The organism is Oceanobacillus sp. FSL W7-1309, assembly GCF_038002145.1.
In the GTDB taxonomy this organism is placed as follows: domain Bacteria; phylum Bacillota; class Bacilli; order Bacillales; family Amphibacillaceae; genus Oceanobacillus; species Oceanobacillus profundus.
This window is the reverse complement of the sequence record NZ_JBBOBX010000001.1, coordinates 742012-760007: the sequence shown is the minus strand read 5'-3', so window position 1 is coordinate 760007 and position 17996 is coordinate 742012. Positions and strand designations below refer to the sequence as shown.

Annotated in this window: 10 protein-coding genes; 9 read left to right on the top strand and 1 reads right to left on the bottom strand. The window is 31.6% G+C overall.

Annotated elements, in window-relative coordinates; genetic code table 11:
• Window positions 1-15: 15 nt before the first annotated feature.
• The 9 genes from NST46_RS03445 (at window position 16) to NST46_RS03405 (ending at window position 15905) form a co-directional block, all read left to right on the top strand.
• Window positions 16-2994 carry an N-acetylmuramoyl-L-alanine amidase gene (locus NST46_RS03445; RefSeq protein ID WP_341136785.1) on the top strand — a complete coding sequence of 993 codons (2979 nt, stop codon included), beginning with the start codon at window positions 16-18 and terminating at the stop codon, window positions 2992-2994.
• Between the two features lie 238 nt (window positions 2995-3232).
• Window positions 3233-4435, top strand: a complete 1203-nt coding sequence (locus NST46_RS03440) for a glycosyltransferase family 4 protein (protein WP_341136784.1) — start codon at window positions 3233-3235, stop codon at window positions 4433-4435.
• A gap of 14 nt (window positions 4436-4449) precedes the next feature.
• On the top strand, window positions 4450-5733 hold the full coding sequence (locus NST46_RS03435) for a glycosyltransferase (RefSeq protein WP_341136783.1): 1284 nt from the start codon (window positions 4450-4452) through the stop codon (window positions 5731-5733).
• A gap of 23 nt (window positions 5734-5756) precedes the next feature.
• Entirely contained in the window at window positions 5757-7142 is a 1386-nt protein-coding gene (locus NST46_RS03430) for a methyltransferase domain-containing protein (RefSeq protein WP_341136782.1), read from the top strand.
• Window positions 7123-9828, top strand: coding sequence for a glycosyltransferase (locus NST46_RS03425; RefSeq protein ID WP_341136781.1), 2706 nt, complete (start codon window positions 7123-7125; stop codon window positions 9826-9828). The genes NST46_RS03430 and NST46_RS03425 overlap by 20 nt, the downstream gene beginning before the upstream one ends.
• 28 nt (window positions 9829-9856) lie before the next feature.
• Window positions 9857-11134: a nucleotide sugar dehydrogenase gene (locus NST46_RS03420; RefSeq protein WP_341136780.1), complete on the top strand. Its 1278-nt coding sequence runs from the start codon at window positions 9857-9859 to the stop codon at window positions 11132-11134.
• Entirely contained in the window at window positions 11131-11934 is an 804-nt protein-coding gene (locus NST46_RS03415) for an ABC transporter permease (protein WP_341136779.1), read from the top strand. Before NST46_RS03420 ends, NST46_RS03415 begins: the two co-directional genes overlap by 4 nt.
• Window positions 11935-11973: 39 nt before the next feature.
• Window positions 11974-13587, top strand: coding sequence for an ATP-binding cassette domain-containing protein (locus NST46_RS03410; protein ID WP_341136778.1), 1614 nt, complete (start codon window positions 11974-11976; stop codon window positions 13585-13587).
• 38 nt (window positions 13588-13625) lie between these two features.
• Complete coding sequence (locus NST46_RS03405; protein WP_095307924.1) at window positions 13626-15905, top strand: hypothetical protein; 2280 nt, start codon at window positions 13626-13628, stop codon at window positions 15903-15905.
• A 663-nt stretch (window positions 15906-16568) separates the two neighbouring features.
• Here the strand turns inward: NST46_RS03405 and NST46_RS03400 are convergent.
• Window positions 16569-17561 (bottom strand): YqiA/YcfP family alpha/beta fold hydrolase, encoded by a 993-nt coding sequence (locus NST46_RS03400; protein ID WP_095307932.1) that lies wholly within the window; start codon window positions 17559-17561, stop codon window positions 16569-16571.
• Between the last annotated feature and the right edge of the window lie 435 nt (window positions 17562-17996).

Genomic DNA, 17996 nt, shown 5'->3' with positions numbered 1-17996 from the left:
GAAAGGAGGTTGCACATGATGATAAGTAAGCAAACAATTCTATCACCTTTAATATTCTTTATGACACTGCTCATAGTTGCCCAGATTATTATGCCTTATTCGATAAATGCAGAAACAATAGACAAAACAGCTAATCAACCTAAAGAATCTGATACATATGAGGAGCCGATGGATCCAAAAAATGATAAAGATGAACTTGTTACAAGCACTCCGAGTTCAATTGTATCTGAAGAATCATTAGACGAGATAGTAAATGAAAGTGAACAGGTTGAAAAAGAAACTGTATCGAGATCTATTGAAAAAGAATCTAAACTTGATAATCAAACAGAAGATCAATCAGTCAACCGACAAGAGGCAACAGAATCTTACTCTGAAAGAGAGCCAGCAACAGGTGAAAATAAAGAAGCAATAGACCAAGAAAATGGTTCAACAGAAGAAGAGGTTGGAGTCGAACAGGAACCTACCGACGTAGAGGTAGATAATACTGCTGCAGAGAAAGTTGCTGAGGGACAAAAAGAGGATAATCAGTTTATAGGTATAGACGATCCTGGTGAAGAAGAAAAAAATAACTTAAAAGTTACAGAAGAATTTGAGGAAGAAGCAACAAATCTAGATAACGAAACAATAGAGGTAGATGATGAGATAGAAGAAATCGAAAAGCCTGTATCTCAAATGGCAAAACAGCAGTCAGTTAGCACATTATCAACCACTTCCTTAGCAAAGGCTTCTGACCCATGGAGCGGTGCAAAAGCCGATTACTTTAAAGTTACGACTGACAACTTAACGGTTTACGATAACCGCGGGGATGGTCCATTAAAACCTGTTGGAAAACTGAAGAAAGATCAGGTCTATTCAATCGTCAGTGACTATGGTAACTGGTGGCGCGTGCAATTTGGTGATATTTATGGTTATGTGAGAAAGTCAGATACAATACCTGGCAGCAAATCAGAAATTAACAATGAAAATAAAAGTCACAAAAATTCTGCTCATAAGTATAAAGCCAATAAAAATGTAACCGTCTATGACAACACCTCAGGTAGCCTAGTAGCATTTGGGGAAATAAACAAAAATCAATTATTCACGATAGCGACAGATTATGGTAACTGGTGGAGACTGATTTTCTTAGATCGTGTCGGTTATGTTCGTAAAAGTGAAGGCGAGCTTCAACATGCGAGTTTCAACAACTACTTTAAAGCGGACAGAGATACTGCAATTTATGACAACCGTGGTTCAGGTCCGTTGAAAAAAGTTGGAGAAGTTACGGAAGGGCAAGCATATGAAATTGTAAATGATTATGGTAACTGGCATCGAATCCAATTTGGTGATATTTATGGTTATGTTAAGAAGTTTGACACGACTCCAGATAATGGTAGTAGTATTAAAAACAAGAATACAAGCTATAAACAATCATCACGAGATTTTCAAACATTGCAAAATGTGACGGTTTATGATAACGCATCAGGTAAGTTAGTTCCATTCGGTAAATTAGATGAAAATACGGTCTTTCCCATTGCAGCAGATTATGGCAACTGGTGGAGAATTATACTGAATGACCGAGTTGGTTATGTACGTAAAGCAGAAGTACAAGCTGAATTCCAAAAAGGTGATAAATACTTCCGTGTACATAAAAATGATTTGCCAATTTATGATAATCGTCAGACTGGCCCACTAAAAAAAGTAGGTTCCCTGCAAAAAAATGAAGTTTTTGAGATTGTCAGTGATTATGGCAATTGGTGGCGTGTTCAATTCAGTGATTTTTATGGCTATGTGAAGAAGTCGGATACTGGATACGCAACTGGAAACGAGATAGAGAATGAGAATACAAGATACTTAAACTCGTCTAAAAGAATTATCCCGTTAAAAAACACAATTGTATATGACAACACATCGGGAAGTCTTGTTAAAATGGGAACAATCGATAAAAATGGAGTCTATCATATAGCAACAGATTATGGCACTTGGTGGCGAATAGTCTATTTAGATCGTGTCGGCTATATAAGAAAAACAGATGTGAAAAATTATGAGTTTATACAGGGCGACAGACATGATGACATTCCGAGCTTAAAGAAAAAACTTAATCACGTTGGTTTTAGTGGGATTTCAGAGACAGCTTATTATGGAGATTTCACAGAAAATCGAGTGAAGCAATTTCAGAAATACTATGGTTTATCGGTGAATGGAAGCTTAAGTGAAAATACAATTAAAAAACTCGATGAAGTTTACAATAGTCCATTTCAATTAGGAAAACGCCATAAAGAAACGATACAGTTAAAAGAAAAACTGAATCAACTAGGTTACGGTAAGATTTCAGTAACTACACTGTACGGTTCTTTTACTGAACAGCAGGTAAAGAAATTCCAGAAAGACCATGGATTAAAAGTAAATGGAATAGCTGATTCTGTGACATTAAAGGAACTGAATAAAGCTATACAAAATCAAAATGTCGTCAAAATTTTCCTTGACCCAGGACATGGAGGTCACGACCCAGGTGCTTCAGGTTATGGTTTGCAAGAAAAAAATGTAGTGTTAGACATTGCTTTGAAAGTAGCAGATGTATTAACAAGTAAATATTTAGGTGTAGAAGTAAACCTGTCGCGGACAACAGATAAATTTATTGAACTCGCTGATCGAGCTAAGATGGCAAATGATTGGGGAGCGGATTATTTCGTAAGTATTCATAACAATGCATTTAATGGATCTGCTAATGGATTTGAAAGCTTTATCTATAATGGCAATGTATCCAATGAAACAAAAGACAGACAACAGGATATACACAATTATCTAGCTAGCAGAATTAGTTCAAATGATCGAGGACAGAAATCCGCTAATTTTCATGTCTTACGTGAAACAAATATGCCTTCTATTTTGATAGAGTATTTGTTTATTGATAATTTTGCAGAGAATGCGTTGTTAAAAACGAAAAGTTTCCGAAACAAACTTGGTGAAATGACTGCAGATGCGATCGCTAGTTCTTTTGGACTGAAAAGGAAATAATTATTGGAGATAGGTTACTATATAAAGGGTGACTTATCTTCTTTTTATTGAAAAGTAGTTCCTAAATTCATAGTGAAAGTTTCCAATCGATATGTTATAGTTTATAAAGGTTAGAAGTATTTGTCAGAGTTTGTTGTATTTTATCTATTGTTGTCCAAAGTGATATTTGGACTTTTTGTTGTTATACGCAAGGGTAATAAGACCTATCATAAGAATTATAGAGAAATGAGAGATAGTCATGTCAAAAAGGGTTTTAATCATTACACAAAATTTCTATCCTGAAATTGGTAGTGCAGGAAATAGGATGAAAAATATTTATTTACTGTTACAGGATAAAGGTTTTGATGTAGATGTATTAACAACCGATCCAACGTATCCCACAAAAAAAATATACGATGATAGTCAGTTTTGGGATCATGATGGATTGAACAATGATGCCCTACATATAGAACGAGTAAAAATGAAAAATAAAAAGTATTCTAGAAGTATTCTAAAACGTCTTATGTATTATTTAGAAATGGCTATAAAAATGTTTTTTTCTGTCGTAAAAAGCAGGAAAAAATATGATATAGTATATACAACATCACCTGCAATTTTTATAGCGATTGTCGGATTAATTGCCAAAATAAAATACAAATCACGGTTAATATTAGAAATTCGTGACCTATGGCCGGAATCTTTAAAAGGTGTAGGTGTATTTGATAAGCCGATTATATTGAAAGTTTTTAAAGAAATAGAAAATCTATTATATAAAAAGGCGGATTCCATTGTTGTTAACAGTGAGGGTTTCATAGATTATATTAAAAAACAGTCAGATCAATTTGAAGACAAGATAACGTATATTCCTAATGGAGCAAGGATACATGAACTTTCTATGAACAATGAAAGTGTTGGTCCTTTTAAAGTGATATATGCTGGAAATATTGGATTAGCACAGGACGATGAAATTTTAATGCAGCTAGCCAAAGAATTAAATAAGAAAAACATAGAATTTACGATTATTGGGTACGGGATTCGAAGACAAGGTCTGCAAGATTATATTCATAAAGAAAACTTACAAAATGTAACATTCTTAAAACCATTGAGTCGCAAAGAATGCCTTCAAATTATAGCTGAACATCATGTTGGCGTTGTAACGCTAGCCGAAAAAGATGTGTTCAAAACAGTTCTCCCCGGTAAAATTATAGATTATATGAGTTGTGGTATCCCGATTGTAGCTTCTGTGTCGGGCTTTGCTAAAAAAGTGATCATGGAAGAAAATGCTGGTTTTGTTTCTGAAGAAAATAATGCATCGGAACTTTTAAAATATATAGATATATTCTATCAAAACCCGGAGTTGCGTGATGAAATTGGTAATAATGCGCTCACCTACGTAAAAGAAAGGTTTCTGTGGGAATCAAATATCGAGTCGCTAGTTAAAGTAATGAATAATAACATATAAGGTTGGACATAAAAATGAAAAAAAATGTTTGTATGTTTGTATGGAATCATTTTACGAACGATGCAAGAGTATTACGGGAATGTACAGCATTATCTGAAAGTGGATATAACGTTGATTTGATTTGCATTCATGATCCGAATGAGAAAGGCTTGCCTACGTATGAAGAACGGAATGATAATTTTACTGTATATCGAGTAAGAAGATATCCTCCTTTATTACAATTTATGCAAAAGGTTTATAGAGTTAGTTTACAAAATAAATTAATTGGATTACTTATTTTTATTCTTTGGATTACCCTAATGTTTCTAAGTCCAATTTTAGTAGGTATTATTACAGTATTTGCACTTATTTTACTTAAAACAAGATTGAAAACCGTATGGGTTCGAGGAAGTATAATTTTTCGAATGATTGCCAGAGGACGGCAAAAAGAATATGACATCTATCATTCTAATGATTTAAATACATTGCCACAAGGATATATTTGCTCGAAGCTTAGGTTTAAGAAAAAGAAGTTAATCTATGATTCGCATGAAGTTCAGACAAGTCGTACTGGTTATGATAGCCAGTATTATAACAAGTCTGAGCAATTCTTTATTAATAAAATAGACTCCATGATTGTAGAAAATCATACTAGAGCAAAATACAATGAAGATCTTTACGGTTTTTACCCCAATGTTGTCTATAATTACCCTTTTAAACAAAAGAGCAAACCTGAAAGTAAAGTGCTTCTTAGAGAAATGCTTAATATCACTTCTGATGAAAAAATTCTATTATATCAAGGTGGAATACAAGCGGGAAGAGGATTGGATAAGCTGATTCAGGCTGTGCCATTATTTAAATCAGGGACATTGGTGCTAATCGGGGACGGACGAATTAAGCCTGACTTAGAGAAAATGGTTGATGAAATGAACTTGCATAAGAAGGTTAAATTTCTTTCGAAGGTTCCAGTAGAAGAGCTTCCAGCTTATACAAGAAATGGATATTTAGGCTTTCAGGTCTTAAATAATATAAATTATAATCATTATTCAGCTTCCTCCAATAAGTTATTCGAATATATCATGAGCGGTGTGCCCGTCGTTGCTTGTAGTTTCCCTGAGATTAAGAAAGTAGTAGAAGGTGAAGAAGTGGGTGTTTGTGTAGACTCACATGATCCGAAATCAATAGCAGATGGTGTTAACTACTTGCTGGAAAATCCGGATATTAGAGAGCAAATGGTTTCTAATTGCTATATAGCGAAAGATAAATATAACTGGGACGAAGAAAAGAGAAATTTTTTAGCTGTATATGAAGCTATTTAAATTGTTAATAAGAGGTGTTTGTAGTGAAAAAACCATTAGACCGGGTAACAGAAGCTTATTATGATCAAATGGGTTTAAAATTTGGTGATAAAGTAAGAAAAAGAATTCATTGGGTTTGTGAACAGGCAAAAGGTGAAAAAATTCTTGATGTTGGGTGTTCACAAGGGATTACTTCAATTCTATTAGGAAGAGAAAGTAAGCAAGTGCTAGGAATGGATTTATTGCAGGAATCAATTGATTATGCGAATGAGATGCTAGGTAATGAGGCTGAAGTAACTAAGAATTATGTTGATTTCAAAACTGCTAATTTTATTGACTATGATTTTGAAGGTCAAAAGTTTGATAGTATTATTTTTGGTGAAGTCCTAGAGCATATTACTGATCCGGAACGTTTTATAAAGAAAGCTGCTAAGTTGTTAACAGATGATGGGCGGATAATAGTAACTGTTCCATTTGGGATTAATGATTATTTTGATCATAAAAAGACATATTACTTAAAAGGATTATTGGACTTGCAAGATGATCAATTGATTATCAAGTCAGTGGAAATGTTTGGTAAATGGATAGGAGTTGTTTTGGTTAAAGACAACGAAAGTATAAGTAACACTACTTTTGATACGCTCCTACTAAACAGACTGGAACAAGGTTTTTATGATATTGAAAGAGATCTAGTTAATCAAATATCAACTTTAAAAAACCAACATGAAAAATTAAAGAAATCCAATAATGATATTGAAATGAAATTAAAAAATACAACAGCTGAGCTAGTAGAAGTAAAAACAACTATTGAGAAGCTGGATAACACCAATTCACATATTGAAGAAGTAAATAAAAACTTAAAGCTTTCGCTCAGTAAAACGGAAACTGAAAATAATAATAGAAGTGTTGAATTAAAAGAACAGGAAATCTCGATAAGAGATCTAAGTGATAAACTGGAAAAATTAGAAAAGCAGAATGAACTTTTGCAAAAAGAAAAAGTAGGTTTGGACCAAAAAATAATTGATCTAACTAATGAGTTTAATAATTACTACCGAGATTCATCTGAAGAGCTATCAACGAAAAATAAAAGAATTATGTTTCTAGAAAAAAAACTTACTGAGCTCAGACAAAAAGATAAAAAGCAACAAGCTGATATGGAGAAACTACAAAAACAAAATAAAAAACAAGTTCAAAAACAATTAATCAGACTACAGCAAGAGGTATTAAACGAAAAGAAAAAGAAAGTAAAATCGGATGAATTACTATTGGAGGCCTACAGCAAAGAAGAGCGGCTACTTAAAACTCACTCACAACTATTAAAACGGTATGAGGCGCTAAAAACTTCTAAATTAGGCAGCTTGACAATCGGCTATTGGAAATGGCGTAAAAAGCGGTTTGGAGGTAAAACGAGTGGATCAAAAAGCAATTAATCAACGACTTAAAACCCTAAATCAATTAAAGGCTAAGCTAGGAGAAAGTATCGATGCAGATATTAAATATATCAATAAGAAACAGAGCGAATTAAAGAAAGGTTTGCCAACTGAACTTATTAGTAGATCTGTAAAAGGTGAAGAAGTACAAAAAGGCGACATTGAGAAAAAACGTGAATACTTAGCCTACAGGGATAAGCATGCAGATGTAAATTATATTTCTAAAATAAAGCCGTTGATCGATCAGATTCCGGACAGTAATGGAAGTAGATTTTATAAGAAACTCGATGTAAACATTGGTATTGTAGCTGATGAGTTTCTTTATAATTCATTTGATGGAGTAGCAAACTTCCACTATATTACAAGGGATAATTATAAGGAGTACACGGATAAGCTGGATATCTTTCTATTGGTTACCACCTGGAAAGGGTTAAACATGGAATGGAAAGGTCTTGGTAATCCGAATATTAGAAAACATAGAAAAGATATGTTTGACATCATTTCTCATTATCAAAAAAACGGAATAAAAACGGTCTTCTATTCAAAAGAAGATCCTGTAAACTACGATATTTTTATAGAACTTGCTAAAAAATGTGAGTATGTTTTCACTACGGCCGAAGAAGTGATTGATAATTATAAACGTGATTGTAAAAATGAAAATGTTTCTGTTTTAAACTTTGGAATAAACCCTATGTATCATAACCCAATAGGATTCAAGAAATTTGAAAAGAAAAAAGAAATCTTGTTCTCCGGTTCATGGTATGTTAAATATCCTCATCGAATAGATGATACACAAAGAATATTTGATGGTGTTATAGATAACAATGATGATTTAAAAATAATTGACCGTAACTATGAATTAAAATTGGAAAGACATTTCTTCCCTAAAAAATATGTGAAGTATGTATCACCAGCAGTGGATCATAATACTTTACAAAAATTACACAAACTGTATGATTGGGCAATTAACTTAAATTCCGTTAAGTACAGTAATACCATGTTTGCTAATCGAATCTATGAACTCCAGGCACTGGGGAATATTTTACTCTCCAATTATAGTCTGGGAGTAAATAACAAATTCCCGAATGTATTCTTAATAAACAATCGAAGTGAAGTAAAGGATATTTTAAATGGGTTTACAGAAGAGGAAAGATACCAGCATCAAGTTTATGGTATACGTAGAGTAATGTCTCATGAAACAACTCATAATCGAATAATTGACATTTTAGAAATGACAAATACTTCATATGAAAAGGGATTTAAATCAATTGCTGTATTAGTTAACAATAAATCTGAAATTGTTCAGCGTATGTTTAATAAGCAAACATATCCACATAAAGAGCTGATATTGATAGAAGATTTTAATGAAGCGTTGAAAGAAAAATATGACATGGTAACATTCTTTGATGAGAATAAAGAGTATAGAGAATTTTATCTAGAAGATATGATCAATGGCTTTAAATATACAGATAGTGATTATATAACAAAGAATGCTTATTTTGATGGAGACAAACTGATAACAGGTATAGAGCATGATTACGTTAATGTAATTGACGATAAAACAAGAACTGTTTTCTGGAGTGATGCATTTACTGTTGAGGAACTCCTAGGTAATGAAAGTTCCATGAGAAATACAAATGGATATAGCATCGATCATTTTGAATTCAATAATACTCGTAGAGAAAAAGTAGAAGAACTTCGAGATTATAAGCTGTCTGTTATTATTCCAACCTATAATAATGGAGATCATTTGCTAAATAAATGTTTCAACAGTTTAAAACGCAGTAATATATTTGACCAAATGGAACTCGTCATTGTTGATGATGGATCTACGGATAACTATACTCCATCAGTAATAAATAACTTATCTGATCGATATCCAAATATTAAATCTTTCTTCTATAATGATGGTGGAAGCGGTAGTGCTTCAAGGCCAAGAAATAAAGGGATTGAAATAGCCACTTCTCCTTATATAACATATCTGGATCCGGATAATGAAGCTATAAACAACGGCTATCATCATCTATTAGACGAAATGTCCACTGGTAAATATGATTTCGTAGTTGGTAATATGCTTAAGGTTTCAGACAAGGTATTAAACTTTAATTATTATAAGACAGCAATGCAGTTTAATAAAGGTGATGTCATACAGAAAAAGAATGTTAAGCAATATATGCTAGATACATCTTTTAAAGCAATGAGTATCCAGGCACTTGTTATGAAAAAGGAGTTAGTAACCAAAAATAATCTCAGAATGGTTGAGGGAGCTATAGGACAAGATACATTATTCTTCCAGGAACTGCTGATGAATTCGAAACAAGTGAAAGCAATTGATTTAGATATTCATGTATATTATGCTGCTGTATCTGGATCGGTTACAAATGTCATTACGAAGAAGTTTTTTGATAGATATCTATTATTAGAAAAAGAAAGAATCCAATTTTTAAAGAATCATGGTTTACTAGATGGATATATGAATGGGAAATTCTTTACTTACTATAAAAATTGGTATTTAAAACGTATGAGCAAGATTGAAGAAAGTGATTTTGAAGCTTCAATCGATATACTATATAAAATTTATGAACTATATAAAGATTATATTAAAGTACAAGATGATGATCTAGTTTTGTTTGAAAATCTATATAACAACAAAAACTATAATAAAATGGTAGAAGCATTTAAATAGTTACTACCAATCTTAGGAGGAAATTATAATGAAAATTACTACGATGGGATTAGGGTATATAGGATTGCCAACTTCAATTATGTTTGCTAAACATGATGTAGAAGTTGTTGGAGTTGATGTAAAGCCAGAAGTAATCGATTCCCTTAATTCAGGAAAAATTCATATTGAAGAGCCAGGATTACAGGTAGCATTGGAAGAAGTTATTAAAAAAGGAACATTTAGAGCATCATTAACTCCTGAAAAAGCGGATGCTTTTATTATTTCTGTTCCAACACCAAATCATAATGATGAATATAAATCAATGGATCCTACTTATGTGTTAAATGCTGTTAACTCTGTTATACCTTATCTTGAAAAGGGAAATGTCGTTATTGTGGAGTCTACAATATCTCCTAGAACGACAGAAGATATTGTACAGCCTGTCTTAGAAGGAGCAGGATTTACTATTGGACAAGATATTTATCTTGTACATTGTCCAGAACGTGTTCTACCAGGTCAAATTATGCACGAATTGATCTATAATAATCGCATAATTGGTGGAGTTACATCAGCATGTACAGAAGCAGGTGTTAAAGTTTATGGCACCTTTGTTCAAGGAGAATTAATTAAAACAAACGCAAAGACTGCCGAAATGTCTAAACTAATGGAAAATACGTATAGAGACGTTAATATTGCTTTAGCAAATGAATTAACTAAAGTAAGTAACGAATTAGACATTAATGCATTAGATGTAATTGAAATGGCAAACAAGCATCCTAGAGTAAACCTTCATACTCCGGGACCAGGTGTAGGTGGGCATTGCCTAGCAGTTGATCCATATTTTATTGTTTCTAAAGCACCAGAAACAGCAAAACTCATTAATCTCTCCAGATCTATTAATGTTTCCATGCCACGTTATGTGCTTGAAAACATTAATACACTTATGGAACAGGTAAATGGTAAGACTATTACAGTGTTTGGACTAGCATATAAAGGAAATGTAGATGATATTCGTGAAAGTCCTGCAATGGAAATTTATGAGCTATTAAAAAATGAAACGGATTATGAGGTAAGAGCTTTTGACCCACATGTAGATAAGGAATGGGTTGAAAAGGATATGCAAACAGCATTATTCGGTTCTGATTTAGTTGTTATTTTAACAGATCATAATGAATTCAAAGTACTTGAATGGAATCAATTTTCTGTGATGAATAATTCTAGGATCTTTGACACAAAAAATGTAGTTTCAAACCCAGTTGATGAAGTAGAATATATTAACTATGGTAATCTCTATCAGTTTGTCAATAAAGAGAAAGTCTTGGTATGAGATCGGTTTTAGCTATTTTGCAAGATCAGGTGACACATTTACCCTTAATCTTCCGCCTAGCTATTTACGAAATAAAAAGCAAGTATCAAATGCACTATTTAGGTATTCTTTGGCAATTCTTAAATCCCTTCATGCAAGTATGTGTTTATTGGTTCGTATTTGGTATTGGATTAAGGGGCGGGGCACCTGTCGGCGATACGCCATTTTTAATTTATTTATTAACGGGACTAATACCTTGGATGTTTATCAGTCCTACGATTATTCAAGGATCCAATAGTATATATAGTAAAGTAAATATGGTCTCGAAAATGAGATTTCCAGTGAGTATACTTCCATCAATAACAATAGTAAGTAATACATTCAACTTTTTAATCATGTTGGTAATATTAGTGATTATTACGTTTTTCTATAAAATTGAGTTTGGCATACAGCTCCTTCAATTGCCTTATTATTTGATATGTATGTATGCATTTATTTTTGCATTCACTATTTTCTCATCTACAATCTCTGCATTAGTACGAGATTTTCAATTATTGGTTCAATCTGTGATGAGATTATTTTTCTTTTTAACACCGATATTTTGGAATATCGATAACTTTTCTGAAAAATATCGTTCACTTATAGATCTGAACCCCTTTGCTTATATTGTAACTGGTTTTAGAGATTCAATTTTGTCTGGTGGTTGGTTTTATGAAGATTGGCGTCAGATGTTTTATTTTTGGTCATTAACACTTTTGATTTTATTTATTGGTTGTATTGTGCATAATAATTTCAAAAATAAATTTGTAGATTATTTGTAATAACGGAGGCTTTGTATGAACAAGCCAGTAGTAAAATTTATGAATGTAACAAAAACATATAGTATGTTTAAGAAAAAATCCGATAAATTACTAGAGATTTTTTCTTTAAAACAAGGGAAAAAAAGCTTTTCAGCTCTATCAGGTGTTTCATTTGAAGTGTATAAGGGAGAAACCATTGGGATAATAGGTATTAATGGTTCTGGAAAGTCTACATTATCCAGTCTGCTTGCCCAAGTAACACCTCCAACTAGCGGAGATATATCCATTGAGGGAGAGACTTCTTTAGTTGCAATTTCAGCAGGATTAAATAACTTTTTGACTGGAATGGAAAACATTGAACTAAAATGTATGATGCACGGTTTGACAAAAGATGAAATAGAGGATATTACACCTACTATCATTGAATTTGCAGATATTGGAGAATTTATTAATCAACCAATAAAAAGCTATTCCAGTGGTATGAAATCCCGATTGGGATTTGCCATTTCTGCCCATATTCAGCCTGATATTTTAGTAGTTGATGAAGCATTATCGGTAGGAGACTCTACATTTTACCGGAAATGTCTAGATAAGTTTGATGAATTTAAGAAGCAAGGCAAAACAATTTTCTTTATTAGCCATTCACTTTCACAGGTACAGTCTATTTCTGATCGCATTCTTTGGTTAAATTTTGGCCGCATTAAGATGTTTGGCAATAAAGATGAAGTCGCAAAAGAATATAATACATTTATAGATTGGTTTAATGATTTAAGTAAATCGGAGCAAAAAGAATACCGTAAAAAAATGCTTGCAACTCAGAGAGACGCGAAGAATTTTATTAGTGAGGAAACAGAAATCGATATTACTTTGCAGCGACGGTATAAACCAAAGAATAAAAAACAAAAAAAGAGTCGGTCTCTTTTATTCCAATTCAGCTTAATTTTCGTGATGTTTGTAATCAGTATAATGCTTCTGTTTGTGGATAATCCAGCTGAAGCTATCAATAATGGATTAGGGCAAGTAGCAAAAACAGAAAGTAATAATGATGCTAATGAAGAAAGCAATGCAGAAGTTCTTGTGATCAATGAAACTGGTAGAATAAAAGAAAGAAATGGAGCTGTCTATCTGGATACTGAATTAAAGAATGTTGAAACGGAACTACCTTTTGCGACTGAGGTATTTGTAGAGGAAGAGATAGAAGGTTCGATTTATAAAATTAGCATCGAAGATAAGATTCAAGGTTATATCAAATCAGATAGTGTGGGAATGCCGAAAGAAATAGATAAAGAGGATTCGACATTTACTGTTGAAGACTTTTTACCTCTTTTCCCAGAGTCTGTTAGTGAATCCTATGCCTTTTTATTTGCATTTATAAACACAGATTATGAAAATGTAAAAACTACATTGCAGGGTCTTACAGATGAATATACAGATGAGTTTGATAACAACGTTCTTGTATATGAATATGGCGCTTATTCTTATTATTTTAATGAAGATAATTTATCGTATGCTATTAAGATTGATGATATAGATTTAGATTCATCAGTTGTGAATGAGATTATAGAGGAATCTACATTTTCTAATAACGACGAGAGCATATTTTATTTCACGATGGATGGATATGAAGTAATTTTGGATATAAAGGAACGTAGTGTTGAGTTTAACGGTAAATAAATTGATCCTATAGATAATATAAAAGTTGGTGAATCCTTTTGAAGGGGTATATAAATATATATAAAAAGAATAATCTGTATTATGATTATAAGTCGAAATTATCTCAGTTACTTAGAAATTATTTAGATTTAGAAGTTAATATTGATGAATATTCCGGTGATAGAGTAATTTCCTACCTTTTTACTAATGAACCTAAATATGACATGCTTAATATAAACCAAAAAGAAAGTAACATTGTTTTGGGATATGCAGGTTATATATTGGAGAAAGATGAAATACTTTATCGTCGAATGGTCAAAGGGAATCAAGACGGTTATATTGGTTCCTTAAACGGTATTTTTAGTCTAAGTATGACTGATCTTAATAAGAATAAATTCACTATATGGAATAATGTTACTGGGGTGGAACCAGTATATTGGTGTGAAACAGATGAACATATTATTGCTGGAAATAAGGCACTTCTTGTTCACTTGTTAGCTTTTAAGCTAAATAAACCGGTTTATAAAGTTGAAAATTTAGTATCTTTCCTGAACAATGGATATTATACTGATGATAAAACTCCTTTTTTAAATTTGAACGTTTTACCAGTTAATTCTAAAATAACAGCAATAAATGGGAAAGTTTTTATAAATGAGATAGATGATTTGTTGGATAATGTTTATACAATAGTACCAGATAAAAAAATGTACGATGATATTACAGACTCTTTTTTGAATAGTTATAGGGGATTGAAAGACCACACTGGTTTATCTTTAGGGCTTACTGGAGGTAAAGACAGTAGAATGATTGTATCAGGTTTACATAAATTAGGTGTAGACTTTAAAAGTATTACAAATGGTTATCCAGATAATCCTGATGTAATTGTTGCACGGCAAATAAGTGAAAAACTTAATATTGAACATAAAATCAATGAACCTGCAAAGTCCGGAGTAAAAGAACTAAAAATAAATCTACTTAAAAGAGCCTATCAAACCATAAAGAGTTCTGAAGGAATGTTATATGCCTATGAAAATGTGACATTAAGAAGTTCATTTAATCCAGAACAAGTAAAATTGGGAGGACAAGGTGGAGAATTGTTGCGCGGTGGGTTTGCTAAAACCTCTAATGTAAAAACCATTAAAGAACTTGAAAAGACATTTCGTAACGGATTTGCACGTTATCTGGATATTATTAATGACGATTTAGCTGATTCATACTGGAAGGAGCTGATAGGTTACATTGATTCTCATAGGCATTTTATCGATCCAAAAGATGTTTTAAATAAATTTTATTTGGAAACTAGGTCTGCTAGATGGTCTGGAGCATCAAAACCAGTTTATACGATGAGTTCATATTCTTATACCCCTTTGATGGATTCAAAGTTAATACGTCAGATTCAACTTTTAGAGACAAAGTATGGTTCTAATGAATATGTAATCTATAATATTTTATCCCGTATAGAACCACAATTATTAGATGTCCCCTTTGCAAATGATCGTTGGAGTTTTGAAGCAGACCATCCTAGAGAAAAAAATGAACTTTATAGATGGATAAAAAGAAAGCCTATTTATCCAAAAACCACAACTGCATCTTTTAATTGGAGAGTAAACGTTCTCGGTAATTTCAAAAATGAATTTTATGAAGGTATATTTGCGAATGAAAACTCCCCAATATTTGATATTATAAATAAAGAAAAAGTAAAAAAACTTTTTGATATTAAAATGAAAAAAACAGCTTATTACGATAAATTCTTATGGAGTTTATACACTGCCAATATTATGCTCTCAAATAAGTGGATTACAGCTGAGTCTAAAGGAAGAACTTCAAGTTTTAAGATACCAGAGAAAAAAGAGACGACTAACAATAATATTCTACAAGAAATAAGGCCAATACCATCTCGGATATTGGAAACAAAGCACAAAATGCTTAAAATAGAAAATATCGAGGATCTTTCTGCTACTATTCAACTAAATGGAAAAATTGATACTAGTCAGAATTATTATATACAAGTATTTGATGAACCATTTACAAAACCACCATTAGAAAAAAATAGTTTAGCCTCAGTAAAGGGTTTTAGCAAGGTAAAATTTATCTTTGAAGTGACAAAGAAAGATAATAAAGAAATACCATTAGAAGTTTATTTTATGCAATATGATAAAAATTCACGGTTATCAAGTGAGAAAAGTAATGTATTAGTGAAGAGTAAATCTCAGTTCGTCAGTATAGTAAGTAATATCTTAGTTAATGCTACGCATTTTAAAGTTGCAATAAAAATCAAAGGTATTCCTGGTGAGCGTATGCTATGTATTAATCAAATGAGATTAGAAGGATATAAGTAGAGAAGATATTATAATTCAATATGTAGAAAGTTATTTTGATATAAAAATCATTTTAAATCATTTTTTTAACTTAAAAAGAACTATAATGGAACTATTATTCCTTTTTACTAGGAAGGATGATAGTTCCATTGCTCTATTTGTTCACATTAGGTTTGATCCTTGACCAAGATTGATAGTATTTATTGATACGTATAATATTTTAATAAACATCAAAGTATCTTTTTTATCCATAGGGTTATGACCTTTTTTTATTTAGATAGTATTGCATATTTATGTTGGAAATCAAATTCTCATCAAGTTCAGGGAACTTTTTTATTAAAGGTATTAAATGGTTGTTTAAATCATGTTTACTAGCTTAATTTTGTAAGGAAAAAATACGATGTATGCTATTATACTTTTGCTTTAAAAAAAATTCTATTACATTAATTCTATCTCTTATAAAACTTTTAAATTCTGCAGAGTCATCGCTATAAACAGAATCATAAAGTTTTCTGACAATCCCTATAAAATATCTAGATACATCTGTTTAAGGATTATTTACTAACGCTGTAGATTCTTTTAATAGCGATGCAAGAAGCATATTCATATGTCCGCCCACAGAACTTACATAAAAAAACATTTTTCTTTGTATATTTTATTATTTAAAAATAGTAGTACTGATTATTATTTTGCTCTAACTTCTATTAATTCTGAGTTTAGTCGCACTTTGTTTCTTTTTGTATTTAATGCAAATACTTTTATTTTATACCTACCAGTTTCATTAAGACTAACTTCGATTCGTTTGGTGTTTTCTGAATACTTAACTTCTTGGATTTTTTTATTATCTTTAAATACATACCAAGCGATAGAATCTTCGTTGTTTGTGGTTTCTGCTTTAAAAATTAATTTATTTCCAATAGTATGTTCAGTGTTACTCATTGATAATTTTAAAAACGGATAGTCTAAAACTTGTCTTACTTTATTTTTAAGTATCTCAGGATAATAGTAAATAACTTGATTATGATTATTGTAATCTGCTAAGTCTAATTCATATTGTATTCCATTTGATTTTAATTCCTCTAATAAGGGTTTAACATGCATAGGATAATGATATTCCCCTTTACCCAAGTGTATAAAGATGTTGGGCTTATTCTCAGACTTTCTAATAATATTTTCTAGTATACAATTTAAATATTTATGATCACTTTGAGTTGTATTTCCAGCCATAAATTTTACTACAGATTGTGAGTTAGTTTGTTCTAAGAGGTAATCGCCTAAATAGTACTGTGGAGATGCTACAACGATATGTTGGAACCCATATTTTATACCATAATAAAGAGCAGCGTATCCACCCTTACTAGAGCCACAAGCCATAATGTTTTTAATACCATTTTCTTTTACAACTTGATTGATTAATCTAGCAACACTTCTTTCAATGGTGTATTCTTTATTTTCACAAAGATAATAGGTTGCTCGTGCACCGAAATCATCTAGTATATATAATTTGTTGCAATCAAATTCATCCAATGTTCTAACATAATTATAGCCTGGTTTTTTTCCAATTGGAGGGAAAGCGGAAAAAACAATTACTAAATCATCAGTTTTCCTGTATGATTTTTGAAATAGATACTTTACCTCTTTTTCTCCTTTAAAAATCTTTTCATCTTTTAACAGCATAATTAACAACCCCTAAACATTTTGTATATTAATTAGTGTAACAATTATTTATGAGAATACAAATTATTATCATACTCCCCTTTGAATAACTTTTAGATGCATTTATGTTTATTTGTATTAATGGGTAGAATTTCTTTAAATCTCAAATGGATTTAGAATTATATAGAAATACACACTCCCAGGTAACACAAATTTGAAAGCTTGAAGTCTCTGTTGAAAATATGAAACCGTAATTTGTCAATAAACTTATAATCGTCAATTATTATTACGGATGGTGAAACTTCTTTTCTACATCAACTATAATTCTAAGGAAAGATCAGATGGGTGACAAGAACGTCTATAAAGCTATTGGATACAAATAATGAAATGTACCCATTAAGGTTTATATCAATACAGTAGATGTAAATGTTGATCAGCATAAAGAAAGTAATTGTT

What these genes read in the sequence shown, in the direction of transcription:
- NST46_RS03445 (WP_341136785.1), top strand. Translation starts at nt 16, where the DNA reads ATGATGATAAGTAAGCAAACAATTCTATCACCTTTAATATTCTTTATG.
- NST46_RS03415 (WP_341136779.1), top strand. Translation starts at nt 11,131, where the DNA reads ATGAGATCGGTTTTAGCTATTTTGCAAGATCAGGTGACACATTTACCC.
- NST46_RS03420 (WP_341136780.1), top strand. Translation starts at nt 9,857, where the DNA reads ATGAAAATTACTACGATGGGATTAGGGTATATAGGATTGCCAACTTCA.
- NST46_RS03440 (WP_341136784.1), top strand. Translation starts at nt 3,233, where the DNA reads ATGTCAAAAAGGGTTTTAATCATTACACAAAATTTCTATCCTGAAATT.
- NST46_RS03435 (WP_341136783.1), top strand. Translation starts at nt 4,450, where the DNA reads ATGAAAAAAAATGTTTGTATGTTTGTATGGAATCATTTTACGAACGAT.
- NST46_RS03400 (WP_095307932.1), bottom strand. Translation starts at nt 17,561, where the DNA reads ATGCTGTTAAAAGATGAAAAGATTTTTAAAGGAGAAAAAGAGGTAAAG.
- NST46_RS03410 (WP_341136778.1), top strand. Translation starts at nt 11,974, where the DNA reads ATGAATGTAACAAAAACATATAGTATGTTTAAGAAAAAATCCGATAAA.